This is a genomic window from Janthinobacterium aquaticum (assembly GCF_009208565.1).
Lineage (GTDB): Bacteria > Pseudomonadota > Gammaproteobacteria > Burkholderiales > Burkholderiaceae_D > Janthinobacterium.
Window position 1 is genome coordinate 273,730 of the sequence record NZ_WFLK01000006.1, and the last position, 24,814, is coordinate 298,543.

Here is a 24,814-nt window from a genome sequence, read left to right on the forward strand (position 1 = left end):
GGACGACAACAACCATGCAGGAAAACACTTTTGACGGCCTGCAAGTACTGCTGGTCGAGGACGACGCCGTGGTGCGCAAGGGCGCGCGGCAGTCGCTGGAGCTGGCCGGACTGGCCGTCACCGCCTGCGCCAGCGCCGAAGAGGCGCTGCCGCTGCTGGTGCCCGAGTTTGCCGGCGTACTGGTCAGCGATATCCGCCTGCCCGGCATCGACGGCCTGCAACTGCTCGACCGCGCCGTGGCGCAGGACGCCAGCCTGCCGGTGATCCTGGTCACGGGCCATGGCGATGTGTCGATGGCAGTGGGCGCCATGCGCCGCGGCGCCTACGATTTTATTGAAAAGCCGTTCTCGGCCGACCTGCTGGTGGAAGTGTGCCGGCGCGCGCTCGACAAGCGCCGACTGGTGCTGGAAAACCTGGCATTGCGGCGCCAGCTCGAACAGCGCGTCGGCATCGAAGCGCGCATCGTCGGGCGCAGCGCAGCCATGGCCAAAGTGCGCCATCTGGTGCTGAACCTGGCGCCCAAGTCGGCCGACGTGATCATCCTCGGCGAAACGGGTACCGGCAAGGAGCTGATCGCGCGCTGCCTGCACGACTTCAGCGAGCGGCGCGAGCACCCGTTCGTGGCGATTAACTGCGGCGCCCTGCCCGAAGCGATCTTTGAATCGGAACTGTTCGGCCACGAGGAAGGCGCGTTTACCGGCGCGCAGCGCCAGCGCATCGGCAAGATCGAGTATGCCAACGGCGGCACCCTGTTTCTCGATGAAATAGAAAGCATGCCGCTGGCGCTGCAGGTCAAGCTGCTGCGCGTGCTGCAGGAGCGCCAGGTGGAACGGCTGGGATCGAACAAGCTGATCTCGGTCAACTTTCGCGTGATCGCCGCCGCCAAGGACGACCTCAATGTGCTAGCCGAACAGGGCCGGTTTCGCGCCGACCTGTACTATCGCCTCAACGTGGCCAGCCTGGCCCTGCCGGCCCTGCGCAACCGGCGCGAAGACATCCCGCTGCTGTTCGAATATTTTGTGCTGCAAGCTGCCGTGCGCTACGGCCAGCCGGCGCCGCTGGTCAGCGCCGAACTGCTGGCCTCGCTGATGGCGCAGCGCTGGTCCGGCAATGTGCGCGAGCTGCACAATGTGGCCGACCGCTTCGTGCTGGGCCTGCTCGACGACAGCCTGAACCCGGCCAACTGCCGCGCAGCGTCGCTGGCCGAGCAGGTCGATGCGTTTGAAATTTCGATTATCGAAGAAGCGCTGCGCCGCCATGGCGGCAACGTGATCGACGCCGCCGGCAGCCTCAATATTCCGAAAAAAACTCTGTACGACAAGCTCAAGCGCTTCGATATCTCGACCGAACAATTCCGATAACGACCGGCAATATCCTCACAAAATCATGAGGTGTACTCCTACTCACAGGCGTCTGGCGCCATGCCAGAATGCGGCATCGATCATGCACTTACAGGAGCACACCATGAAATCTGCCGCCCTTTTGCTTTCCGCCATGCTGATGACCGTCGGTGGCGCCTGGGTCCAGGCCCAGTCAACCACCAATGTCAACCAGACCGGCAACCACGTCAATAACCAGCGCGATCCGGGCCAGCAGACCGACCATGCCGACAAGGTCGACAGCAAGGGCAAGACCATCCGCCCGCTGCCAAAAGAACAGAACCGCAAAGCAGTGACGGAAAAACACCACAAGCAGCAGCAACGCCATGCCAGCCCGAAAGCGCCGCCGGGCAACACCGACGTGCAACCGCCGTCGGAGCGCCCGGCGCACCCGAGCGTGCCATTACAGCCGTTGCCGCCTATGCCGCAAGTGCCGCCAACGACCCCGGCAACCATGCAGTAAGTTGCCTTGCCTTGCCCGGCTTTTCCGGTCTGGCAAGGCTGTAGTACTATCGAAGAATCACCATCTTCGAGGCTGCCATGTATCCGATCGAGCAAAAATTGTGGTTTGTAGCAATCATCTGCTTTTTCACCAGCTTTCTGAACATCTTCCTGATACGCGCGGCAGGTCTGCAGCTCTACCCTCTCGACAATATTGCAGCGTTCGTGCTGATGATGTTGAGCTGGGCAGCGATCTATCGCAGCCTGTCATTTGCCGGCTGGCTGCTGGTCTTGTGGATGGCGCCCCACCTCGCTGACAAGCGCATCGCCAAACGGTCATAAGGCCCGGCGCGCCCCGCACCCACCACATCATCCTGTAACGAGCACAGCGCAAAGACACCAGTAACTTCTAACTGGAAAGCCGTGATGCGGCCAGTCAGCAGGACTGGCACGCACGCTCTAACACCCATGTATAAGTTGCCAAGCCCGCTATTGTTGCTAATATACCTCTGGTCATCGATGCAAAGATGTCAGAACAAATGTTGTGCTGTTTGTACAAATATTGTCGTTTCAATGCAACACAATTGATATGTCACAATGCTTTGTGCGCTAGCGCACTGACTGGATGAACCAGGCACCGTAATCTTCAGTCCAACAGCAGTGCATTTATCGCAGACATGCGCATGTTGCCGAAATATGTTTTTGTCGCTGTAGAGAAAATCTCTTATTAACGTTGGGAGTTACTTGTGAATAATATTAAGAAAATCGCCGTCGCCGCCGCAGTTCTGTGCTCCTCTTTTGCAGCACAGGCCCAGGAAATCAACCCATCCTGGTACATTCAACCTAGCATCAATGCAATGAAGCCAGATTCGGATTTCTCTACCGACAAAACCGGCTACGGCGCGGGCCTGCGTTTCGGTAAGCCAGTGTCGCCAAACTGGGACGTTCAGTTCGGCACCACCTACGCTCGCTCGAAAGGCGACAACGGCACCCGCTACCAGCAAAACACGCTGGGCGTTGATGGCCTGTACATGTTCAACCGTAACCCTGGCTTCAGCCCGTTCGTGGTGATGGGCGCCGGCATGCAGCGCGACAAGGATACCAACCCAATCCAGGGCGAACGCAGCAAGAGCTCCCCATACGTCAACCTGGGTCTGGGCTTCCAGAGCAAAATCACCGACCAATGGTCGACTCAGGTTGATGTGCGCAACGTACACGGCTTCCTGCGCGGTAACACCTTCGACCAAAGCAAATCGAGCAACTGGATGGTCAACGTTGGCCTGAACTATGCTTTCGACAAGCCGCCAGTCGCAGTACAACCAGCTCCACCACCGCCGCCAGTGCGTGAAGAAGTTGTCGTGGTTCCACCACCACCACCGCCGCCACCAGCACCACGCTTTGAAAAAGTCACGATGTCGGCAACCGAACTGTTCGCCTTTGACAGCGCAAAACTGGGCGCAACCCAGACCAAGCTGGACGAAGTGGCACGCGTGCTGAACGCTGCACCGGACGTCAACAACGTCGTCATCAGCGGCTATGCTGACCGCATCGGTTCGGCCAAGTACAATCTGAAGCTGTCGCAAGAACGTGCTGACGCTGTCAAGCAATATCTGGTTGCCAACGGCGTTGCCGCCAGCCGCCTGACGGCCGAAGGCAAGGGTTCGACCAACCCGGTCGTTACCTGCGACAACAAGAAACGTGCTGACCTGATCAAGTGCCTGGAACCTAACCGTCGCGTTGAAGTCGAGCAGATCACCATCGAGCGCCGCGTACGCTAAGCAACAAACCTGGTGGTACGCCACTGGACAAAAAAAAGGGGCCCTGGCCCCTTTTTTTCATTGAAAGCCACTTTATGACACTATTGACCCGCTATCCTCGCCTGGGCAACCTGCTGCCGTTTGCCAAGCAGATGCGCAAGGTGATCGTCTGTTCCGTCACTGAATGGCTCGAGCACCGCGCGTCCAGCAAGGGCGCCGCCCTCGCCTACTACACCCTGTTTTCGGTCGCCCCGATTCTGGTGCTGGTGATTGCCATCGCCGGTTTTTTCTATGGCCAGGCCGCCGCGCGCGGCGAACTGATGGCCCAGCTGCAGGACCTGCTGGGCACGCAAGGCGCCGAAGCCATCCAGCTGGTGCTGGCCGGCGCCCAGAACCACGAACAGGGCCGCATCGCCACCCTGATTGCCGGCGCCCTGCTGCTGTTCGGCGCCACCAGCGTATTTGCCGAACTGAAGGCCAGTCTCGACGAGATCTGGCAAGTGCCGGCGCTCAAGGAGTCCGGCGCATGGGATATGCTGCGCACGCGCCTGTTGTCATTCGGGCTGGTGCTGGTGCTGGCCTTCCTGCTGATGGTGTCGCTGGTGATCAGCGCGGCCATGGCCATTATGGAAAATTACTGGGAAGGCCACTGGAAAGACGCCGCCGTGCTGTTTTCCATCCTCTCCAACCTGATCAGTTTTGCCGTGATCGCCTGCCTGTTCGCCGTGATCTACAAAATGCTGCCACGCGTGCGCCTGTCATGGCGCGACGTCAGCATCGGTGCGCTGGGCACGGCGTTCATGTTTGCGTTGGGAAAATATGCAATTGGCGTCTATATCGGCAACAGCGGCGTAGCCAGCAGCTTTGGCGCCGCCGGCTCGCTGGTGGCGCTGCTGCTGTGGGTGTACTACTCGGCCCAGATATTCTTCCTCGGCGCCGAATTCACGCGCCAGTTCACACTGCAGATGGGCAGTATGCAGCATCTGGAAAAAACCGAAGATGGTGATGTGGTGCACAAGATATTGAAGCGGCATCAATCATAGATGGGTTAAAAATGTTGGGGTAATTTAAGTTTTTCAGGCATTGAAAGTCGCAAATCGAAAAACGGCGGGCCAGAGACGCGAGCTTGGCCCGGCACTCCTGTGCCGATGCCTGGAGTGCTGCCACCTTTGCTAGTGGGCTTATCGAGCCAGAACGCTACTCCCCTAGCAACTCCGCCACCACCTCCATCCCCTGCACCCGCTCGGCCACCACCTTGACGATGACAATGATGGGCACGCCCAACAGCAAACCCCATACGCCCCACAGCCAGCCCCAGAACAGCAGGCTGATGAATACTGCGGTCGGGTTCATGCGGGCGATGCGGCCGGTCATCCAGGTGGTGACAAAGGTGCCGACCAGGGTGGCAATGCCCATCGAGGTGGCCGTCACCAGCAGCACCATTTCCAGCGACTCGAACTGCAAAAAGGCGACCAGACCGGTGGCGATGGTGATCAGCAGCGGGCCGAAATACGGCATGATATGCAGCAGCCCGGCCACGATGGCCCAGGCGCCGGCGTTTTCCAGGCCGATCAGGTGCAGCGCTATCCACATCAGCAGCGCCAGCAGCACGTTGGTCACCAGCAGCATGAACATATAGTGCTGGATCGAGATATTGATGTCTTCCAGAATATGCACGGTCACCTTCTTGCGACTGAGCGATGGCCCGGTCAGCTTGACCAGCTTGCGCTTGAACGTGTCACCCGACAGCAGCAGAAAATACACCAGGAAGATCACCATGGTAGCCTGGCTGACAAAGCCGACCAGGCCCAGCGAACCTGCCCAGACCCAGTCCATCACCTTGAAATTGGGACCTTCTGCCGCAGCAGCGGCGCGGCGCACGTTGCGGCGCGCTTCGGCGCCGGCCGCCACCTGCTCGATCTCGTTGGCTACCGCGCGCATCTTCTGGAAGGTGCTTTCCTTGCCGCCGGTGCTGGCCGCGATCAGGCGCGACAGCTTGTGCGTGGCCGCTGGCAGCTCCTCGACGATGGATTCGAATTCGCCCTGCACGCGCTCGATCACGGCAATCGAGCCGAACAGGATAAGACCGGTCACCAGCGTGGCGCCGATAGAACGCGGCAGGCGCAGCTTTTCCAGCCAGGCCACGACCGGGTTAAGCGTATAGGCAATAAAGATGCCGAAGATAACGGGAATCAGGAATTTTTGCGCCCATTGCAGCGCATAGACAAAGCTGACAGTGGCGATAATGCCCAGTGCGAGGCCACGCGCATTGACATGCAGCGGCAGCCGGAGCGCAGGATCAAGCGTTTCTTGCGCAGTGCGCGCAGCAGGCTCTGCAGGTTCGGACTGGTGAGGCGTGGAAGGTGTGGATGGTGATTCTGGAGACGGGCCGGCCACGGCCGACTCCGGTGAAACATCGGCTGGCTGCTGACTCATGTGGCTCCCGCGACGGTCGGTCTATGACCACCAGGCCCGCCTGATAGCGGGCCCGGTAGCTAACATGCGCTCAATTATTTGACGCGGATATCGTTTTTAACCGATTTCACGCCTTTGACGCCACGTGCGATTTCGCCTGCTTTGGCAGCGTCACCTGGCTGGGCCACGAAGCCGCTCAGCTGTACCACGCCCTTGAAGGTTTCCACGTTGATTTCGGTGGCTTTCAGGGTAGGCTCGTTGATGATGCTGGCTTTGACTTTGGTGGTGACCAGTGCGTCATCGACGTATTCGCCGGTGCCTTCTTTGGTTGGGGTCGAGGCGCAGCCAGCGACAGCGAACAGGGAAGCAACGAACAGGCCAGTAGCGATAGATTTGGTGAATTTCATGGTATTTTCCTTAGGAGAGGTCAATCAAATATGCTCACAATGAGCTTCTTTTTACAGCTTGCCCGCCAGACACCGGGGGCGCCGGTGTTCAGTAGCCAAACTGGTTTTTTGCAGCCTTTGTGCATTCATCCTTGGCTGCACCTGCCAGTGCATCGCACTTTTCAGTAGCGACCTTGTACTCGGCCTTGCGCTTTTCTTCGCGTGCATCGCTGCGCGCTTCGATCACTTTCTTGTCGGCCTTGGCGTCAGCCATTGCAGCAACTTTGGTCGACTTGGCCAGCTTGACGCACACATCCTTGTCGTTGCCGGTCAATGCGTCGCAGCGGGTCTTGTCGACGTCGTAGTTGGCATCGGCAATTTTTTCCCGCGCCTTGGTGTAGGCTTTCAGCGTGTTGTCGTACTGTGCCTGGGCGACTGCTTCGTCGTAGGTACGCACGGCTTTGGCTTCGGCGACGCAGACGTCTTTCGGATTGCCGGTAATTTTTTCGCATTCGGCATGCGATGCCTTGTAGTTAACGGCTGCCTGGTCCTTGGCGGTCTTGTAGGCGGCTTTTGCTTCGGCGGTGGCAGCACCGGCCTGGCCGGCAAACGCGGCGCCGGCCATGGCCATTACTACGCTGGCGATGATCTTGATCTGGTTGTTCTTTTTCATATGCAGCTCCCTGTTGGTCATTAAGCTTGCCCGTGTTGCTGGCATGACTACAGTGTCCCGCGCTTCACCCCCTCGCTTCTGTACGCTGCCGTACACAAGCGAAGCAAAACCACCGACGTCCTGATCGATAGGGCAAATAACAACAAAGTTCGCTGTTGTTATGGAAGCCAGGCAATAAATAAGTGCGTGCGGCAGCGTACAGACCGGTTTGGCGCCGCTGCCTAAGATGGCCTCACAACTTCACCCCGTCAGGAGAATAAAATGAAAAGCAATGCCACCTTGGCCGCACTGATGCTTGCTGCCACCGCCGTCTTGAGCGGCTGCGCCAATACCAGTCCATCGCAAAACTACGGCTATTCGCAACCTGAATCGGCCAGCTACGGCACCATCGACTCGATCCAAGCAGTACAAGGCGCAAGCCAGACCAGCGGCGCAGGCGCCGTGGTGGGCGGGATTGCCGGCGCCCTGCTGGGCAATACCATCGGCTCGGGCAGCGGCCGCACGGCCGCCACCGTGGCTGGCGCCGTGGCCGGTGGCGTGGTCGGCAACCAGGTCGAAGGCCGCCAGCAACATGCGCAGAACTACCAGATCAATGTGCGGCTCGACAACGGCCAGTTCCGCAGCGTGGTGCAAGACAGCATCTACGACCTCAATCCGGGCAACCGCGTGCGCGTCATCGACGGCCGCGTGTACCGCTACTGATCACACCACGATAATTAATACAGGGAGAAAAACATGGGCACCATTATTCTGATTATCCTGATCCTGGCGCTGGTCGGCGTGCTGCCAACCTGGCCGCACAGCCGCAACTGGGGCTACGGCCCCAGCGGCGTCGCGGGCCTGATCGTGGTCATACTGATCCTGCTGCTGTTGACCGGCAGGTTATAAAAAAAGGCGCTACGGCGCCTTTTTTGCATCTGGCGCAACACTGCCTTACGCCGCGTTGCGCTCATAGGGCGGCAGCTCATGCACCACCAGCGGTGTATCGTCTGCGACCAGCGCCAGCCAGCCGGCCGCCTTGATCGCGCGCAAGCCATCCTGGTAGCCCTGCTCCCAGCGCCATTCGATCGAACCCTGTGAAAAATTGATGTCCTTGGCCGCCATATGCCAGTCGCGCCCCGCGTACGGCAGGCGCACGATATGCATGGTGCTGTCGCAGCCGAGCGCCACCAGTTCCTCGGTGTCGCGGCGATTCTGCGCGTCGTCGGGCAGCTTTGCGTACAGCTGGCGCAGCTTGCGCTGCAGCGTATGCGTGCTGACATAGTCTTCGATATGGCGCTTCGAACGCGAGGCAAACGTCACGTCCTTCTGGCGCGTCTGCACCTCGTCGAGCGTGGTCGGCTCGGGCCCGTCGGCGCTCCATAAGTCGACCATGAAGACCAGCGTGTCGACATGCGGTGTATCGTCGAGCACGCTTTCAAGCGGGGTATTCGAATACAGGCCACCATCCCAGTACAGATCGCCATCGACGCGCACGCCGGGAAAGCCGGGCGGCAAGGCGCCACTGGCGCGGATATGTTCTTCGCCAAGGCGCTGGCGGGCACTGTCAAAACTGGCGAGCGTCCCGCATTTGACGCGCAGCGCATTGACCGACAGGCGCATGGCGCCAGGCTGGTTCAGATAATCGAAATCGACCAGTTCATCGAGCGTGGCGGCCAGTTCGGCCGTATCGTAGAAGCTCGCTTCTTCGGGCGGCACGGCCAGGCCGGTCGCAAAGGGGCTGAAATGGCGCGGCTTGAAAAAGCCGGGCACGCCGCGCAGCAGGGTATCAAACGTCGATAGCCAGCTGTTCGAGCGCCGTTGCTGGTCGCTGAGAAAATTGAGGTCGATGCTGTCGCGGTGCGCGATGCGCTGCCAGAACTGCTTGAGGCGCACCAGCCGATCCTGTGGCCGGTTTCCCGCCAGGATGGCGGCATTGATGGCGCCAATCGAGGTGCCCACCACCCAGTCGGGCGCGAGTTCATGCTCGTGCAGCGCCTGGAACACGCCGGCCTGGTAGGCGCCGAGCGCGCCGCCGCCCTGCAGCACCAGCACGATGCGCATGCCGGCAGGATTGAGGGGATGAACAGGTTTGTCGATCTTGCTCAAGATGGCTCCGGGGTCTGGCGTGCGCAAAGGCACGGTGGGAGCATTGTACGGGATATGGGCGATGTGTAAATGTGGGGTGCCGCGCTTTTATCGCGCAAGGCAGGGGCGCCGGGGCCGCGCCCTGAAAAAGGGCCGCCCCCGGTCATGCAGCAGGGCACAGCAGGGCCTGCCCCGGCAGTACAGCCTTTCTACTGCTTGCGCCTGAACCACGCAGCAGCACCGGCAGCGGCCGCCACCAGTACCAAAGCCGGCTTGACCAGCTTCTTGCGGCCGATAAACGACAGCGCCGTCAGCACATACGGCATCACGGTCTGCAGGTGGGCGCCGCCGGGCGCCAGCAGCGCTTCGACACGGTGGCCGGCAAAGCCCCTGGCGGTGTCGACTACGCCCTGCAGCAGCGTTTCAGGACGCAATGCATGACCGACGTTGGCGCGCGCGTGAATGATACTGACGCGATACAGCTCCCCTTCGGCAATCAGTTGCTGCTTGCGCGCCTGCGTGCTCAGTTTATCCAGATCCGGCATGATACTCCTCGTTGAACCCTAGGCAACCAGGCCGGCGACTGCAAGCCGCCAGCCTCGCTGTACTTACATCAGCATATCGCGGTCAGCCTTCAGCTCGGCCATGGTGGCCGGCAAGGAAAGCTTGCCTTGACGCAGCATTGCGCGCGCATACAGCACCAGTCCGAGGGCCAGCAGCGCGAACACGCCCGTCATGATCAGCAGGATCTTCCAGCCCAGGCTATCCCAGGCAAGAAACACTACCGTGACGCTGGCGTAAGCGATGGCAAACAAGCCTGCCACCATCGCCAGCGCGAACATGACCACCAGCTGCACCAGGTGATTGCGCACCTCCGACAGCTCAATGCTGGCCAGTTCCAGCCGCGACAGTACCAGCCCGACCGCGTTTTTGGCCAGGCCGGCGATCGAGGCGATCAGGCCAGGGCCCTGGTGAGACGAAGCAGACTTGTCCATATCGCTCCCGGCCCGGATTACTTGCGGCCCAGGATAAAGCCGACCAGCACGCCGACACCGGCAGCCACGGCCACGGTGCGCCATGGATTTTCCTTGACGTAGCCGTCAGCCTGGGCAGCCATCTGCTTGGTGGCAACGATGGCCGTGGCTTGCGCTTCCTGGGCCTTGACCAGCGCCGCGTCCAGGGTTTTCATGCCCTTGACGCGCACTTCGTCAGCTTTTTCGCCGGTCAGTGCAGCGGCAGCGCTGAACAGGGCCTGGGCATCCTTGACCAGGGTTTTAACGTCGTTGTTGACGGTAGTAATGCTGTTTTCCAACATGGTATGGCTCCTTAGCTGTGGATGAATGTAATGGTTGACGGCTGGTGACGGATGCTTATTCCATCAGATCGCGCATGTCGTCGGCGTGCTCTTCTTCGACGGCCATGATCTTGATCAGCAAATGACGCGTGGTCGGGTCACTGTCGCCGATCTTTTCGATCATCTGGCGGTACGACTCGATCGCCACACGCTCGGCGATCAGGTTGGCCCGCACCATGCTTTGCACATCGTCGGAGTCATCATACTCGGCATGACTGCGCTCAAGCAATGTTGCCGGATTAAAATCTGGTGCGCCGTTCAATTGAACGATGCGTTCGGCCAGCCAGTCGGCGTGTTCCTGTTCCTGTTCGGCGTGTTCGAGGAATTCGGCCTTGATGGTGCCGTTGTCGCGTCCGCTGACGGTATAGTAATGGCGCTTGTAGCGCGCGATGCAGACCAGCTCGGTTGCCAGTGCATTGTTGAGCATGCGGATGACTTCTTCGCGGTTGCCCTTGTAGCCGGCGGTGACGGCGCCGTCGTCAAGATTGCGGGCTGCTTCACGGATGGCGGCCGTATCGATTCCCGATGGAACCTGCGATGGGTTGGCAACTGATGTATCGGACATGATTTCCTCTCTTTGCTTGCTTGGGTATCCGCCGGCCTGTGCTGCAGCCGGCGCTGCCTGGTGTGGCAGGCGCCTTGAAAATTGGCACCCGCCGTTTCAACGGTGATGGCTTAGCGGCGTGCCGGAATGGCCGTATTGTCTTCCGACAGCACGATCTCGACACGGCGGTTCAGTTGGCGGTTCGACGCGGTATCGTTGCTGGCGGCCGGATAGGCGACGCCATAGCCGTGGGTGGCGATGCGGTCACGTGCAATGCCCTGCTCGAGCAGCGCATTGCGCACCGACTCGGCGCGGCGCTGCGACAGATCCAGGTTGTGCGAAGCGCTGCCGGTGCTGTCGGTAAAGCCTTCGATCAGCACAGTGCGCTGCGGATTGTTTTTCAGCACCTCGGCCAGCCTGCGCGCGGTACTCATGCCGTTGGCCGTGAGGTCCGACTTGTCGGTGCCAAACAGCACGTCGCCCAGCGTAATGACCATGCCGCGCTCGGTTTTCTTGGCGGCCAGATCGGCCAGCTGTACTTCCAGCGCCGCAGCGCGGGCCTGCGCATCGCGGGTGGCCATTTCAGCGCTTTGCGCCTGTGCCTTGGCGGCCTCGGCGTCAGCCTGGGCTGCCTGGGCGCGGGCGATCGCCTGGTTCGCTTCCTGGGTACGGGCGTCCAGGCGCAGCTGGTCGCGCTGCTTGCCGGCGTTGGCCACGTCAGCTTCAGCTGCTTTTTGTTTCGCTACTTCCTGGGCGGTGGCGATTTTCTGCTTGGCCAGATAGGCCAGCTTGTCAACTTGCTCGCTTGGCTCCTGGCGCGTGGCGGCGTCATTGGCGGCTGCCAGCGCGCTGCTCGCTTCGCGCCATTCACGCGCGGCGTAGGTCGACACCATCGGATTCGATTGGGCCGCCATGTAGTCGCCGCGGGTCTGGTCGAGCAGGCTGGTGGTGGTCGGAGCGGAGCTGCAGGCAGCAACCAGGGCAGCCATGGCCAGCAGGCCAGGCACGGTGGTGTAGGTCGATTTTTTCATGATCGTGGTTTCCTGTTTTTATTGTTGAGGGGCTTGGCTGTTGGCGCGGTCCAGCTCTTCGCGCATCACGCGGATGTTTTCATTGATCTCGTTGGCGGCGGTGGTAGCCTTGACCGAGTTGGCCTTGCTTTGCGCCAGCTTGGCGTCAGCCTGTGCCTGGTCGGCCAGGTCGCGTGCCAGCTTGTAGTCACGGTCTTTCAGCGCCTGGTTGGCACGCATCATTTTTTCGCGGGCAGCGCGCATTTCATCGGGCGCCAGTTCGGCCGCACCGGCGCTGGCGGCGTTATCGACAGCGGCGCGCGAGACGGCCACATCGGCCGTGGCCGGCGTTTTCATGCTCGAGCAGCCGGTCATCAGCACGACGGCGGCGGCGCATGCAGCCAGGGCGCTCAGGGGGAATTTCAAAGGATCTCTGTTTTTCATTTTTTTTCTCCTGGAGAACATGTTGAGTAAAGTTTTCGGGGACTGCCTGTTGTTCAAGCTGTTGCAGATTCAAGCTCGATGTAGACGTTATAGGCCACCCACCCGGCGCTATCAGTACGCTGCCGCACATACGGTAAAGAATCGACAATACTGGCCGTTCGAGTGTGCGCCAGCGAACGTTGGCCGCGAGCAAGACGCGCCCTGCAGGCGCTTTGCTGTAGCATCGCCGTGTTATAACTTGTCATCCTCATACTCCTGAAAGCACCGCATGCCCTTGTCACGCCGCCGCACCATTGCCCTCGTCTGCGCCAGTGCTATGCTTGCCATACCGGCTTGCGCGGTGCTGGCCCTATCGGTGGCAGACTGGAACCGCGCCCGGCCATGGCTGGGCGACAAGGTCGGCGCGGCGCTGGGCCGGCCCCTGACGATTGCCGGCGACCTGACGCTGCACTGGCGCCAGCCGGATGGCGACACCGGCCGCGGCTGGCGTGCCGCCCTGCCCTGGCCGCATCTGCAGGCGCAGGACGTGCGCATGGGCAACCCAAAAGGTATCGGCCAGCCGCTGCAGGCTTCCGCCAGCGCCAGGCAGGTGTCATTCGCACTCGATCCGCTGGCGCTGTTGGGCAAGCAGGTGACGATTCCGCAGCTGCGCTTCGAGCAGCCGGTACTGCATCTGCTGCACAGTGCCGACGGCCGCAATAACTGGACCTTTACCCAGCAGCACCCCGATTCGCCATGGCATGTCGATATACAGGGCGTGGTCTTTGGCAAAGGCACGGCCTATTTCAACGATATCGACGGCAAGGCGCAAGTGCGTGCCGATGTCGATCCGCTGGCGAACGACCAGCGCTACGGCCTGGCCTGGCGCATCACGGGCAGCTACAACGGCAAAGCGGTCAGTGGCAGCGGCAAATCGGGCGGCGTGCTGGCACTGAAAACCGGCCAGCCCTTCCCGCTGCTGGCCGACCTGCGCGTGGGCGATACGGCGCTGGCCATCGACGGCGAACTGCAGCCAGCAGAGCGTAATGCAAACAAGAAACCGGTGATTGATACCCGCCTGAAGGTATCGGGCCCGAGCATGGCCAGCCTGTATGCGCTGACCGGCGTGCTGCTGCCCGAAACGCCGCCATTCAGCGCCGAAGGCCATCTGCGCGGCACGCCGGACAAAGGCGGCGGCAAGTGGCTGTATGAACGCTTCAGCGGCAAGGTCGGCTCCAGCGATATCAGCGGCAGCGTCACCTATACTGGCGGCAAGCCACACAACACGCTAGAGGGCACCGTGCACTCGAAGCTGCTCCAAGTGCGCGACCTGGGGCCATTGGTCGGCGTCGATAAAAACCAGGGCAAGCGCGCTGCCGGTCGCGTGCTGCCTGATAAAACCTTCAATACCGAAAACTGGCGCAGCCTGCATGCCGACGTACGCTACACGGCCGAGCGCATCACGCGCGACGCCAGCCTGCCGATCAGCCAGGTCGAGACACATATCGTGCTGCAAGATGGTGTGCTGGCGCTGTCGCCGCTGAACTTCAATATTGCTGGCGGCACCCTGCGCGCGCAATTGCGCCTTGACGCCAGCAGCAAAGCCACGGGCCAGGGCGTGGCCGGCCAGATACAGGCCAGTGCGCGCCGGCTGCAGGTGCGCGAACTGTTTCCGCGCGTACCCGCGCTCAAGTCAAGCAAGGGCGTGCTGCATGCCGAAGTCAAGCTTGCCGGCAACGGCACATCGATCGCCGGCGTGCTGGGCCAGTCCAACGGTGAAGTGAGCGCGCTGGTCCAGCACGGCAGCATCAGCAAGGTGTTGCTCGAAGAAATGGGCCTGAACCTGGGCAGCGTGATCATGGCCAGGCTGGCCGGCGACAAGCAGGTCAGGCTCAACTGCATGGCCGCCGACTTTGCCGTCAAAAAAGGCCTGATGCAAACACGCCAGTTCGTAGTCGATACCGATGACGCCGTGATTGATGTCACCGGCAATATCAATCTGGCCAACGAACGCCTGGCGCTGACGCTGCAGCCTGACAGCAAAAGCTGGCGCTTGTTTTCGCTGCGCTCGCCACTGCAGGTGCATGGCAGCTTCAGCCGTCCGCAAGTGAGTGTCGACACCGGCGGCGTGGCGCTGCGCGCCGGCAGTGCACTGGCGCTGGCCGGCGTGGCGCCGTTTGCTGCGCTGTTGCCGCTGGTCGAAGGCGGCACCGGCGAAGACACCGATTGCGCCGTCCTGCGCAGCAATCTGCGCGAGAAAAACCGGCTGGCCATTCCACGCAGGTAGCTACCTGGCATTTACATTTGTTACAGCCGTATGTGCGTTGTCGAACAGACCTTTTTGCGCTCCTGCATTAATCTTCAAGCGTGCCTGACAAGAATGCGGCGCACCGCAACACAGCATTTCCATGAACTTATTTCCGGCCCAGTCCACGCCGGCGCCGCAGAGACCGAATCTATAGGAGAACTATCATGCAAACGATCAAAAAACTCGCCGCTACCACCTCCCTCGCCGCTTTGGTACTGAGCCTGACGGCTTGCGCCAATATGTCCGGCCAGGATAAAAACACCGCCATCGGCGCAGGCGTTGGCGCCGTTGCCGGCTCCGTACTGACCGGCGGCAGCGCTGTCGGCGCAGTCGGCGGCGCAGCAGTTGGCGGCGTGATCGGTAACCAGGTCAAGCCTAAGTAATTCGTACTGCCCGGCTTGCCGGGCAGTAAAAAAGCGGGGCGGACATTTCGGTGTCCGCCCCGCTTTTTTACGCCTGCAATGGTAGTGGCAGTGGCAGCACCATCGCGCATGGCATAGTACGCGATGATCGATGATGCAATTCAGACAAATACATTGGCCATGCCGGCCGTGTCGCTGTCCTTGACCAGTTCGTAGCAGCGGCACGAGACCGCTTCGAGCCCGGCTGAATCGAGGATCTCGATATTGCCGCGGCTGTAGGTAATCAGTTTTTGCTGCTGCAGCGCGCTCGCTGCCTTGGTCACGCCCACGCGCCGCACGCCCAGTGTATGGGCCAGGAATTCATGCGTGAGATGAAATTTTTCCGACTGCAGGCGATCGCGCGTAATCAGCAGTGAGCGCGCCAGGCGTGCTTCAAGCACATGGAAGCGGCTGCAGACAGCGATCTGAATGGCATGGGCCAGCAGACGGTCGGTATAGCGGTACAGCAGGCGCTGCAGCGATTCGATCTGGGCGAACTCGGCGCAGAAGTCGGCACGCGCGATGCGCAGCGCACTGCCCGAGCGCTGCACCACGGCGCGCACTTGCGCCAGGTCATTGCCGAGGGCGACTGACGCGCCCAGCACGCCTTCGCGGCTGACCGAGCCCACTTCGAGTGTCATGCGGCCTTCGGCAACAGCCAGCAGCGAAACCAGGCAGTCGCCCGGGAAATACACATAATCGATGGGCCGGCCTGGTTCATACAGCACCTCGCCCACGTCAACCGTGACGGCCTGCATCTGCGCTGACAGATGGCGCAGGTCGGACTCCGGCAAGCTGGCCAGCAGGCGGTTGCCGGCAGCGTAATGGGCCACGCTGGAACGGCCTGCATCGCGCGGCAGGTTAATGGTGGCGGTCATTGATGGCATTGCCTTTTTCCTTGGTGTCGTTACATCTCGACATAATTTTTACCAAGAGTAAGGGGCTACCCTGCGCCTGTATGTACGGTGACGCACGGAAGCGAACGACACCGCAACGCAAACTGCGAACACGCCCGGATAAAGCGCCGCTTGCAAGGCGCCAATACAGATTTCCAGAACGATTTCATAACCCATAACATATGACAGACCTGTCAACAAAGGAGTCCATCATGAGTACCACCACCAAACCTCTGCACCCGTTGATGCTTGCCGCCGCTGTCGCGGTGCTGCTGTTTTGCGGCGTCGGCACGGCCGCCCTGCTGGGCTGGCTGCCCTCGTCGAACGGCGACAGCCAGCGCCTCGACAGCGCGGCCTCTAACGAACAGCTGGCCAGCCTGCAGACCATTGCGCCACAGCCGCTGGCGGCGCAAGCTGCAGCAGCACCCGTTACGGCCAACGCGCTGGCGCCAGCACCAGTGCGCGCACCCGCGCCGGCCCCTGCCCCGACTCCACAGCCTGAGCCGCAATATGCTGCTGCGCCGGCACCGGCGCCCAAGGTCTGCAATAACTGCGGCGTGGTCGAAGCGATCCATGAAGTCAACACGCGCGCCTCGGGCAGCGGCGTGGGCGCGGCTGGCGGCGCGGTGGTAGGCGGCCTCCTGGGTAACCAGGTTGGCGGCGGCCACGGCAAGCAGGTGGCCACCGTGCTGGGCGCGATTGGCGGCGCGGTCGCCGGCAACCAGATCGAAGGCAATGTGCGCGCCACGCGCAGCTACAACATCGTGGTGCGCCTGGACAACGGCAAGACGCGTACCGTGCACCAGAGCGCCGCGCCCGGCTGGCGCCAGGGCGACCGCGTGCGCATCGTCAATGGCGGCTTGCGCGCCGGTTAAGGTAACGCTTTGAGCAAGCACAACGCCCGGCTGGTCCGGGCGTTTTCTTTGGCTCTGTCACTGAAACGTGTGGGTTTTGCTGCGGCAGGCAGGCAGCGCTGCATACAGGTATCCCACACTCGCTGGTGACAGAGCCTTTTCTTTTTGATCATGTTCGTTGGCGCACAGATCAAACCTTGCTGGCAGGAGATTATGCACTCAGGAAATTTATAACGATGCAGACTCACCAACAGGGGGCGATATGGATCAAGACAGAATCGGCAGCAAAAAAATCTGGCTGTGCTTTATTGGCGGCGGCATGCTGGCCACCATCCTGGGTTTTTGCGCACTGGACCTGGCGCCTGGCAATGCCGGCGCGCCCGTGTACGGGGTAATGATGCTGTTGACCGGCGGCATGCTCAGCTGCCTGGCCGGCACGGTCGGCCTGGCCGGCATGCTGGCCTGGATTCCCGGCATGGCCGAGCTCGAGCCTGCGCCGGCACATGTCAGTGGCACTGCCAAACATCAGGCTAATTAAGCGTTGTGTACGGCAGCGAACAGAGTTTTTGGGAAACAAAGTAGACAATCGAACCATGGCATCAACGTGAAGCACCACCACTTCAAATGGTAGTGCAAACGGCTGAATGATGGCACAAACGATTGATATCAATCGATGACAGCAGCGATACAGCTGCCGCCATCACCACTTACCAACGGAGGAAATATCATGCTCTACACTATCGCAGTAGTACTCATTATTCTCTGGCTGCTGGGCCTGGTTACTTCCTACACCATCGGCGGCTTCATCCATATTCTGCTGGTCGTGGCAGTGATCATGATTCTGTTGCGTCTGATTAGCGGGCGCGGTTTATAGACCGCTCGGTCGCCAGCAGACTGAAGCAATAACACAGCAATAGCTGGCGGCGGCGCACGTGCAAACGGGCGCCGTCTTTGCATGCACTGGCCAGTGTGCGTTTTTTGCAGTAACGTATGCAAGTAATGTCTTCCCCGAGTATGTCCCATAACAACACAAGGAGAAAATCCATGAATCCATTCAAAACCGCTCCTGGCATCAAAACCATTGCCAGCGTGCTGGCCCTGACCCTGGCCGTGTCCGGCTGCGCCGATATGTCCGGCACCCAGCGCGGCACCGCTACCGGTGCCGGCGTGGGCGCTGGCCTCGGTGCACTGATCGGCGCGACCACCGGCGGTGGCGGCGGCGGCCGTGCAGCCGGCGGCGCGCTGATCGGTGCGGCCGCTGGCGCAGTTGCCGGCAATATCTGGTCGAACCGCATGGAAAACCAGAAGCGCACCATGGAACAGGCAACCCAAGGCACCGGCGTGCAAGTGACGCAAACGGCCGATAACCGCCTGAAAATGGAAATCCCCAGCGATATCTCGTTCGACACCAACCGCGCCGACATCAAGGGCAATTTCCGTCCTATCCTGGACCGTTTTGCTTCCACCCTCAATGAAAACCCGAATACTACCGTGAGCATTATCGGCCACACCGACAGCACCGGCAGCGATTCGATCAACCAGCCGCTGTCGGTTGAACGCGCCGCCCATACGCGCGACTACCTGGCCATGCGCGGTGTATCGCCAACGCGCATCGTGGTTGAAGGCCGCGGCGCACGCGAGCCGATTGCCTCGAACGCCGACAATGCCGGCCGTGCACGCAATCGTCGCGTGGAAATCTACGTAGCAGAAATGGCGCCTCGATGATGACATCGAACCGCGCCTGCTGCGACGGCGCGGTTCGACGTCGTGATGCTGTAAAAAATCAAAAGCCGCCAGCAAGTTACCTTGCTGGCGGCTTTTTTACATCGCGACCTGCTTAATTATTTTGCTGCAGCGTCCTTGGCCACCTTGGCAAAGTCACCGGCACTGACCACCGAGACAGCGGCCGGTTTGACGTAGTCGCGCAGGGCCTGGTTGACCTGCGCCAGCGTCAGCGCCGCCACCTTGGCTTCCACGTCCTTGTCGTAAGCCATGGTGCGGCCATCTTCCAGGTAGCCGGCCAGGGTGCGCGCCAGCGATGCATCCTGGCTGCGGCTGACCTCTTCCGATTGCAGCCAGCCTTTTTTCGCCTCGACCAGTTCCGCTTCGGTAAAGCCCTCGGCCAGCGCCTTGGCGATTTCCTCGCGCAGCGCCGCCTCCACCTTGACGCTATTTTGCGGCGCGCTGATGGCATAGGCCAGCCAGTAGCCGGCAGCATCGCGCGACGGCACATCGAGTTGCGAGCCAACGCCATACGACAAGCCTTCTTTCTGGCGAATGCGGTCGGCCAGGCGGCTGCGCAGCGCACCGCCGCCCAGCATATGGTTGGCCATCACCAGCGCCGGATACTGCGGCGCATCATCCTTGAGCGACAAAGGCTGGATCGCAAACAGCACGCTGTTGGCCTTGTCAGGCGTCTCCAGGCTGACCTTCTGGCCGCTGACCTGCTTGACCGTATCGGCAATGCGCGCATAGGGCTGGGCCGCTTTCCAGTTGCCGTACAGGCTGGCCACCTGGGCCTTCAGGGCCACCGGATCGAAGTCGCCCACGGCGGCAAAATCAGCGTCGGCGGAACCATAATAGGCTGCATGGAATGCCTTGACGTCCGCCACCTTGACCGCTTTCCAGTCAAGCAGCTGTTCCGGCAGGGTTTTCACGTGGCGCACATGGCCTTCCGGCGTGGCGTCGATCAGGCGCGTAAATGCGTTCGAGGCCAGCGGCATCGGCTCCGGCAGATCCTGTTCGGCACGGCCGACGCGTTCGCGCTGCAGTTCCAGGAACTCGGTTTCGCTCAGGGCCGGCGTTTGCAGCACCTGCGCCAGCAGGTCCATGGCGGCCGGCAGCTTGTCGCGTTTGCCATTGAGGATGGCCGTCACGCCTTCGGCGCCGCCGCTGATGCCGACCTGCATGCCCAACTGGTCGAACTTGTCCTTGACTTCCTGGCGCGACAGTTTCTCGGTGCCGCGCGACAGCAAGGCGGCCGTATAGGTGCCGACGCTGGACTTGCCAGCCAGGCTGTCGGCAGTGCCGAAATGCAGCTTGATCACCACACTGACGGTATTGCCCTTGGTTTTCTTCGGCAGCAGCGCGCCTTTCAGGCCGTTTGGCAAGGTGAAGCGCTCGGTGCGCGCCTCGATATTGTCCGGGCTCGGATCGAATACTTCACCCTGCGCCACCACGGCGCGGCCGGTATAGCCCTGCAGTTGCGGTGCCACGTCGGCGTAGGCCGGCACGGTGGTGCGGTCGGGCGCATCGGTCGGAATAAAGCGGCCCAGCGTGCGGTTCGAGCTTTTCAGGTATTTCTCGGCAGCGGCCTGCACTTGCGCGGCCGTGACTTTGTCCAGTTGGTCACGCTGCAGGAAGAACAGGCGCCAGTCGCCGGCGGCCAGCGACTCGGTCAGCTCGATGGTCAGGCGCGGCGTATTGGCCAGCGCCAGTTCGATCTGCTTGTTCAGCTGCTGCTTGACGCGCGCCACCTCGGCCTCGGTCACCGGTTGCGACTTCAGGTTTTCCAGCACCTTGAGCATGGCATCCTGCGCGGCGTCAAGATTGCCGTCGAGCGGCACCATGGCGCCAAACAGATTGAAGCCCGGTTCCAGATTATTGACGGAGTTAAACATGACCTTGCTGGCCAGCTTGTTTTCCACCAGCGCCTTGTGCAGGCGGCCCGATGGTGCATCGGTCAGGATATGGCTCAGCACGTCGAGCGCCACCGCGTCCGGATTGCCCGACGGCGCCACATGGTAGCCGGCGCCCACGAACTGAGTACCGCCGCTGCGGCGCACGGTAACCGAGCGCTCGCCATCCTGCACCGGCTCGGCCGTGTAGGTCGGCTCGATCACGCGCGCAGGCTTGGGTATCTTGCCGAACAAATCACTGATCTGCTTCAATACCTTGGCTTCGTCGAAGCGGCCCGCCACCATCAGCACCGCATTGTCGGGCTGGTAGTACTTGTGATAAAACGCGCGCAGACGTGGAATATTGACGTGCTCGATATCGGAACGCGCGCCGATGGTCGATTTGCCATAGTTGTGCCAGTCGAAAGCGACGGCCTGGATGCGCTCGGCGGTGACGCGGATCGGATTGCTCTCGCCCATCTCGAACTCGTTGCGCACCACCGTCATTTCACCCTTGTTGGTCTTGGGGTTCCACAGATCGTTCTGGTCGATGGCGGCATTGACCATGCGATCGGCTTCCAGCGCCAGCATCTGGCGCAGGTTGTCGTCGTTGGCCGGGAACGATGCATAGTAATTGGTGCGGTCATACCAGGTGGTGCCGTTGAACTGCGCGCCGGTGGAATTGAGGATCTCGACCGGCGTCTTGCTGCCCTTCTTGATACCGAAATTGGCGCTCGGCTTGAACAGCAGGTGTTCCAGCAAGTGCGCCATGCCCGTTTCGCCATAGTTCTCATGGCGCGAGCCGACCATATAGACGATATTGGTGGTCAGCACCGGCTTGCTGGCGTCCGGAAACAGCAGCACGCGCAGGCCGTTGCCGAGCCGGTATTCGGTAATGCCTTCTACCGAGGTCACCTTGACCGGTGCAGCAAGGGCGCCAGCCTTTTGGACCTTGGCGGCGCTGACCGGAGGCGTGACAGGGGTGGCGGCCAGCACCAGTGCAGGAGACAGGATGCCGGCGGCAAGCAGAAGAGCGGTTATGGGTTTCAATGCAAGATCCTCACGAGGTGATAACAGTACGTGGTTGATAGCAAAGGCTGGCGCAAGCGCCGGCCCTGACGGCTGACGTAACGATGCCGCTGCCCTGGCGCTGCGTCTTCGCCGGTCAGAGAAATAATTACTGCCATGCAATTTACGCTCTACTTATCAATAACGCAAGCCCCTCAGGCCGCCAGATCATCAACGTGTCATGATCGCGTGCTATACTCGGTCGCTCCAGAACTATCTGCCTGTATATGAGACGAGCACTCGTCCTGCTTTGCCTGTTTGTTTTCATCGCTCTGCCCCAAGCGTTCGCCAGCATGGCCTACGCCAGCCCCCTCCCATTGCTCGCCGACACAGCCGCCAGCGCCGATCTGCCCGGCGACCCGGCGCATGCCGCCGATTCCGCACCGGACCCGGACGATGTGGAGGAATGCGACAACGACCCCATTACGCTGTACCCATCCTCGCGCCAGGCCGCGCCTTTCTGCGCCATCATCTGGCAGGCGGGACCCGGCGCACTTGCCGAAGCGGACGTGTGGCCCGCCACGCGGCCGCCACGCGTTCGCATCTGAGTCACCCTGCTTCACTTACGCGCCGGGCGCCCCGCTGCCCCGGCAAGCTTGAAAATTTTTTGATCTGACAAGGTAATACACAATGGAATGGTTACTTGACCCGACAATCTGGGTCGGCCTGCTGACGCTGGTCGTGCTGGAAATCGTATTGGGCATCGACAACCTCATCTTTATCGCCATCCTGGCCGAAAAACTGCCGCCGCATCAGCGCGACAAGGCCAGGGTGCTGGGCCTGACGCTGGCGCTGGTGATGCGCCTGGGCCTCCTGACGCTGATATCGTGGCTGGTCACGCTGACCACGCCGCTGTTTTCAGTCTGGCAATTTACATTCTCGGGACGCGACCTGATCCTGCTGGTCGGCGGCCTGTTCCTGCTGTTCAAAGCCACGACCGAGCTGCACGAGCGCCTCGAAGGCGTGACCCATACCGAACCGGGCTCGAAAGTTTACGCCGGCTTTGGCCTGGTGGTGGCGCAGATCGTGGTGCTCGATGCGGTGTTTTCGCTCGACGCCGTGATCACGGCGGTGGGCATGGTGGAAAACCTGTATGTGATGATGGCCGCCGTCATTATCTCGATCGGCGTGATGATGCTGGCCTCGAAGTCGCTGACGCGCTTTGTCAATGCGCACCCGACGGTGGTGGTGCTGTGCCTGAGCTTTTTGCTGATGATCGGCCTGTCGCTGGTGGCTGAAGGCCTGGGCTTCCATATTCCGAAAGGCTATCTGTATGCGGCCATCGGTTTCTCGGTGGTGATCGAGTTCTTCAACCAACTGGCGCGCCGCAACTTCCTGAAACTGCAGTCGAACACGCCGCTGCGCGACCGCACCGCGCAAGCTGTGCTGAGCCTGCTTGGCGGCCGCAGGAAGCATGAGGCGGTGGAAGAACACGAAGCGCCAGCCGTGCCCGATGTGTCCGCCTTTGGCGTGGCCGAGCGCAATATGGTGTCGGGCGTGCTGACGCTGGCCGAACGCTCGATCCGTTCGGTGATGACGCCGCGCGGCGATGTGTCGTGGGTCAACCTGAACGACAGCAAGGAAAAAATGCTGCAGTTGCTGCGCGACACGCCGCACAGCATGATTCCGGTCTGCCACGATGACCTCGACAATGTGGTCGGCCTGGCGCGCAGCAAGGACCTGATCGAAGACCTGGTTTCGCGCGGCCAGATCGATACGGCCAATATGCGCGAAGCGATCGTGGTGCCGGAAGCGGCCGGCGTGCTGAGGGCCATGGAAACGTTGCGGCGCTCGCATGGCCAGCCGGTGCTGGTGGTCGATGAGTTTGGCACCGTGCAGGGCGTGCTGACGCCGATCGACATTCTCGAAGCGATTGCCGGCGAGTTCCCGGACGAAGACGAGCAGCCCGACGTACAACTGCTGGGAACGGGCCACTGGCGCGTCGACGGCGCCACCGACCTGCATTATCTGGAGCAGGTGTTCGACAAGGAAACCCTTGTCAGCGAAGACGGCGAATACAACTCGCTGGCCGGCTTCCTGCTGGCACACTTTGAAAACATGCCGGCCGTGGGCGAAGTGCTGGAGCTCGACGGCATGCGCTATGAGGTGCTGGAAGCGGACGAACGGCGCATCGCCTGCGTTGACGTGCGCCGTATCGAGCCAGACACGAGCCTGTAACTGCAGCCCGTCATTGTGAGCCGCGGTGTGATGCCTGCAGTTCACAGTTTGTAACAAGGCGGCAAACGTGCGCCGCCTGTCGTGGCGTATGCTGGTGGCTACTTTCGAGCAGCCACCAGGAGACGCCCCGATGACCAACTCCCCCCTCTCTCCCCTCTTGCGACTTGGCCTGCTGTGCTGCGCCGTTCTCGCCGCGCCCGCTCATGCAGAACCGGCCAAGCCGCTGATCAAGCCCGGCTGGTGGCAGGTCGACAGCAAGATGGCCTCGCCTGACGTGGCTACCGACAGCGCCATGTCGATGGTGCTGCAGCAGCTGGGCAATCTGCCGCCGGAACAGCGCAAGCAGCTGGAAAGCATGGCCGCCAGCAATGGCATGGCCATGCCCACCGTAAACGCCGACGGCGCCGTGCGCGTCACCGCTTGCGTCACGCCCGAAATGGCCGCCCGCCGCCAGATTCCTACCGGCCAGCCTGGCAACTGCAGTTCGAACAACGCCCCCACGCCAGATGGCCTCGATGTGTCTTTCAGCTGCAGCAATCCCAAGTCCAGCGGCGAAGGCAAGCTGACGTTGCAGGGCGAGCGCGCTTTTACGATGCAGTTAAACGTGGTCACCAGCGCGCGTGGCACGCCCGAGCAGGTAAAGGTCAACAGCACGGGGACATGGCTGGCGGCGGCGTGCCCGGTGCCAGCACGCTGAATATCCCGTAGATACTGTTATCCCCGTCAAGCGGCGTGCAAGGTCGGATCAAATATTTTTCCTGACCTGAGCACGCCGAATGCCACGTGTACCAGTTTGCGCATCATGGCGCCGATGATCAATTTCGGCGCCTTACCAGCAGCGCTAAGTCGTTGACCGAACTGCTTTCCCCAAGCGGTCCTGTGGACGGTCACCATGGCCGGCATGTAAAGAGCCTTACGCAGGAAACTATGGCCGATCTTTGACATGCGTGGCTTACCCCGTACGCTTGATCCCGACTCATGCTGACGCGGATCGAGACCGGCAAATGCTACAGCTTGCTTGGCATTGTCGAAGCGTTCCGTGT

At 61.2% G+C, this 24,814-nt stretch carries 29 protein-coding genes; 16 read left to right on the forward strand and 13 right to left on the reverse strand.

Annotated features, from left to right (window positions below):
• Positions 1–14 precede the first annotated feature (14 nt).
• The 5 genes from GCM43_RS12365 (at position 15) to GCM43_RS12385 (ending at position 4,620) form a co-directional block, all read left to right on the forward strand.
• Positions 15–1,361, forward strand: coding sequence for a sigma-54-dependent transcriptional regulator (locus GCM43_RS12365; protein ID WP_152244635.1), 1,347 nt, complete (start codon positions 15–17; stop codon positions 1,359–1,361).
• A 103-nt stretch (positions 1,362–1,464) separates the two neighbouring features.
• A complete protein-coding gene (locus GCM43_RS12370) occupies positions 1,465–1,842 on the forward strand; it encodes a hypothetical protein (RefSeq protein ID WP_152244637.1) in 378 nt (125 codons plus the stop codon).
• Positions 1,843–1,919: 77 nt separating this feature from the next.
• Entirely contained in the window at positions 1,920–2,162 is a 243-nt protein-coding gene (locus tag GCM43_RS12375) for a hypothetical protein (RefSeq protein WP_152244639.1), read from the forward strand.
• Positions 2,163–2,566: 404 nt separating this feature from the next.
• Positions 2,567–3,598: an OmpA family protein gene (locus tag GCM43_RS12380; RefSeq protein WP_152244641.1), complete on the forward strand. Its 1,032-nt coding sequence runs from the start codon at positions 2,567–2,569 to the stop codon at positions 3,596–3,598.
• Between the two features lie 74 nt (positions 3,599–3,672).
• Positions 3,673–4,620, forward strand: coding sequence for a YihY/virulence factor BrkB family protein (locus GCM43_RS12385; protein ID WP_152244643.1), 948 nt, complete (start codon positions 3,673–3,675; stop codon positions 4,618–4,620).
• A 154-nt stretch (positions 4,621–4,774) separates the two neighbouring features.
• On the opposite strand, the gene GCM43_RS12390 is transcribed toward GCM43_RS12385, so the two are convergent.
• From GCM43_RS12390 to GCM43_RS12400, 3 genes are all read right to left on the reverse strand, one after another.
• Complete coding sequence (locus tag GCM43_RS12390; protein WP_226929461.1) at positions 4,775–6,013, reverse strand: AI-2E family transporter; 1,239 nt, start codon at positions 6,011–6,013, stop codon at positions 4,775–4,777.
• A 74-nt stretch (positions 6,014–6,087) separates the two neighbouring features.
• A complete protein-coding gene (locus GCM43_RS12395; protein ID WP_152244645.1) occupies positions 6,088–6,399 on the reverse strand; it encodes a BON domain-containing protein in 312 nt (103 codons plus the stop codon).
• Positions 6,400–6,487: 88 nt separating this feature from the next.
• Positions 6,488–7,051 carry a hypothetical protein gene (locus GCM43_RS12400; protein WP_152244647.1) on the reverse strand — a complete coding sequence of 188 codons (564 nt, stop codon included), beginning with the start codon at positions 7,049–7,051 and terminating at the stop codon, positions 6,488–6,490.
• Positions 7,052–7,312: 261 nt separating this feature from the next.
• On the opposite strand from GCM43_RS12400, the gene GCM43_RS12405 reads away from it, so the two are divergent.
• Both GCM43_RS12405 and GCM43_RS12410 read left to right on the forward strand, forming a co-directional pair.
• Positions 7,313–7,753, forward strand: a complete 441-nt coding sequence (locus GCM43_RS12405) for an outer membrane lipoprotein (protein ID WP_152244649.1) — start codon at positions 7,313–7,315, stop codon at positions 7,751–7,753.
• A 33-nt stretch (positions 7,754–7,786) separates the two neighbouring features.
• Positions 7,787–7,939: a DUF3309 family protein gene (locus GCM43_RS12410; protein WP_152244651.1), complete on the forward strand. Its 153-nt coding sequence runs from the start codon at positions 7,787–7,789 to the stop codon at positions 7,937–7,939.
• A 45-nt stretch (positions 7,940–7,984) separates the two neighbouring features.
• On the opposite strand, the gene GCM43_RS12415 is transcribed toward GCM43_RS12410, so the two are convergent.
• The 7 genes from GCM43_RS12415 to GCM43_RS12445 form a co-directional block, all read right to left on the reverse strand.
• Positions 7,985–9,094, reverse strand: coding sequence for a patatin-like phospholipase family protein (locus tag GCM43_RS12415; protein WP_152244723.1), 1,110 nt, complete (start codon positions 9,092–9,094; stop codon positions 7,985–7,987).
• Between the two features lie 233 nt (positions 9,095–9,327).
• Entirely contained in the window at positions 9,328–9,663 is a 336-nt protein-coding gene (locus GCM43_RS12420) for a hypothetical protein (protein WP_152244653.1), read from the reverse strand.
• Positions 9,664–9,726: 63 nt separating this feature from the next.
• Entirely contained in the window at positions 9,727–10,113 is a 387-nt protein-coding gene (locus GCM43_RS12425; protein WP_152244655.1) for a phage holin family protein, read from the reverse strand.
• A 17-nt stretch (positions 10,114–10,130) separates the two neighbouring features.
• On the reverse strand, positions 10,131–10,433 hold the full coding sequence (locus GCM43_RS12430) for an ElaB/YgaM/YqjD family protein (protein WP_152244657.1): 303 nt from the start codon (positions 10,431–10,433) through the stop codon (positions 10,131–10,133).
• 55 nt (positions 10,434–10,488) lie between these two features.
• Positions 10,489–11,037 (reverse strand): ferritin-like domain-containing protein, encoded by a 549-nt coding sequence (locus GCM43_RS12435; protein WP_152244659.1) that lies wholly within the window; start codon positions 11,035–11,037, stop codon positions 10,489–10,491.
• 110 nt (positions 11,038–11,147) lie between these two features.
• Entirely contained in the window at positions 11,148–12,047 is a 900-nt protein-coding gene (locus tag GCM43_RS12440) for an OmpA family protein (protein ID WP_152244661.1), read from the reverse strand.
• Between the two features lie 18 nt (positions 12,048–12,065).
• Positions 12,066–12,470, reverse strand: coding sequence for a DUF4398 domain-containing protein (locus tag GCM43_RS12445; protein WP_152244663.1), 405 nt, complete (start codon positions 12,468–12,470; stop codon positions 12,066–12,068).
• A gap of 268 nt (positions 12,471–12,738) precedes the next feature.
• On the opposite strand from GCM43_RS12445, the gene GCM43_RS12450 reads away from it, so the two are divergent.
• Positions 12,739–14,736 (forward strand): AsmA family protein, encoded by a 1,998-nt coding sequence (locus GCM43_RS12450; RefSeq protein ID WP_152244665.1) that lies wholly within the window; start codon positions 12,739–12,741, stop codon positions 14,734–14,736.
• A 185-nt stretch (positions 14,737–14,921) separates the two neighbouring features.
• The gene (locus tag GCM43_RS12455) at positions 14,922–15,140 is read left to right on the forward strand and encodes a glycine zipper 2TM domain-containing protein (protein ID WP_152244667.1); all 219 of its coding nucleotides are present in this window, start codon (positions 14,922–14,924) and stop codon (positions 15,138–15,140) included.
• Between the two features lie 140 nt (positions 15,141–15,280).
• On the opposite strand, the gene GCM43_RS12460 is transcribed toward GCM43_RS12455, so the two are convergent.
• The gene (locus GCM43_RS12460) at positions 15,281–16,036 is read right to left on the reverse strand and encodes a Crp/Fnr family transcriptional regulator (RefSeq protein ID WP_413770954.1); all 756 of its coding nucleotides are present in this window, start codon (positions 16,034–16,036) and stop codon (positions 15,281–15,283) included.
• Positions 16,037–16,266: 230 nt separating this feature from the next.
• On the opposite strand from GCM43_RS12460, the gene GCM43_RS12465 reads away from it, so the two are divergent.
• The 4 genes from GCM43_RS12465 (at position 16,267) to GCM43_RS12480 (ending at position 18,633) form a co-directional block, all read left to right on the forward strand.
• A complete protein-coding gene (locus tag GCM43_RS12465) occupies positions 16,267–16,929 on the forward strand; it encodes an outer membrane lipoprotein (RefSeq protein WP_226929462.1) in 663 nt (220 codons plus the stop codon).
• A 241-nt stretch (positions 16,930–17,170) separates the two neighbouring features.
• The gene (locus GCM43_RS12470; protein WP_152244671.1) at positions 17,171–17,446 is read left to right on the forward strand and encodes a hypothetical protein; all 276 of its coding nucleotides are present in this window, start codon (positions 17,171–17,173) and stop codon (positions 17,444–17,446) included.
• Between the two features lie 189 nt (positions 17,447–17,635).
• A complete protein-coding gene (locus GCM43_RS12475; protein WP_121670992.1) occupies positions 17,636–17,782 on the forward strand; it encodes a lmo0937 family membrane protein in 147 nt (48 codons plus the stop codon).
• A gap of 170 nt (positions 17,783–17,952) precedes the next feature.
• On the forward strand, positions 17,953–18,633 hold the full coding sequence (locus GCM43_RS12480) for an OmpA family protein (RefSeq protein ID WP_152244673.1): 681 nt from the start codon (positions 17,953–17,955) through the stop codon (positions 18,631–18,633).
• Between the two features lie 116 nt (positions 18,634–18,749).
• Here GCM43_RS12480 and GCM43_RS12485 read toward each other — a convergent pair whose 3' ends face one another.
• Positions 18,750–21,575 (reverse strand): M16 family metallopeptidase, encoded by a 2,826-nt coding sequence (locus tag GCM43_RS12485; protein ID WP_152244675.1) that lies wholly within the window; start codon positions 21,573–21,575, stop codon positions 18,750–18,752.
• A gap of 335 nt (positions 21,576–21,910) precedes the next feature.
• Between GCM43_RS12485 and GCM43_RS12490 the strand changes: the two genes are divergently transcribed.
• The 3 genes from GCM43_RS12490 (at position 21,911) to GCM43_RS12500 (ending at position 24,468) form a co-directional block, all read left to right on the forward strand.
• Positions 21,911–22,141 (forward strand): hypothetical protein, encoded by a 231-nt coding sequence (locus GCM43_RS12490; protein ID WP_152244677.1) that lies wholly within the window; start codon positions 21,911–21,913, stop codon positions 22,139–22,141.
• A gap of 82 nt (positions 22,142–22,223) precedes the next feature.
• Complete coding sequence (locus tag GCM43_RS12495) at positions 22,224–23,771, forward strand: TerC family protein (protein WP_152244679.1); 1,548 nt, start codon at positions 22,224–22,226, stop codon at positions 23,769–23,771.
• A 130-nt stretch (positions 23,772–23,901) separates the two neighbouring features.
• Entirely contained in the window at positions 23,902–24,468 is a 567-nt protein-coding gene (locus GCM43_RS12500) for a DUF3617 domain-containing protein (protein ID WP_152244681.1), read from the forward strand.
• Positions 24,469–24,494: 26 nt separating this feature from the next.
• Here the strand turns inward: GCM43_RS12500 and GCM43_RS12505 are convergent.
• Positions 24,495–24,814 (reverse strand): transposase (locus GCM43_RS12505; RefSeq protein ID WP_152244683.1); only part of this gene is annotated, 320 nt, incomplete at its 5' end.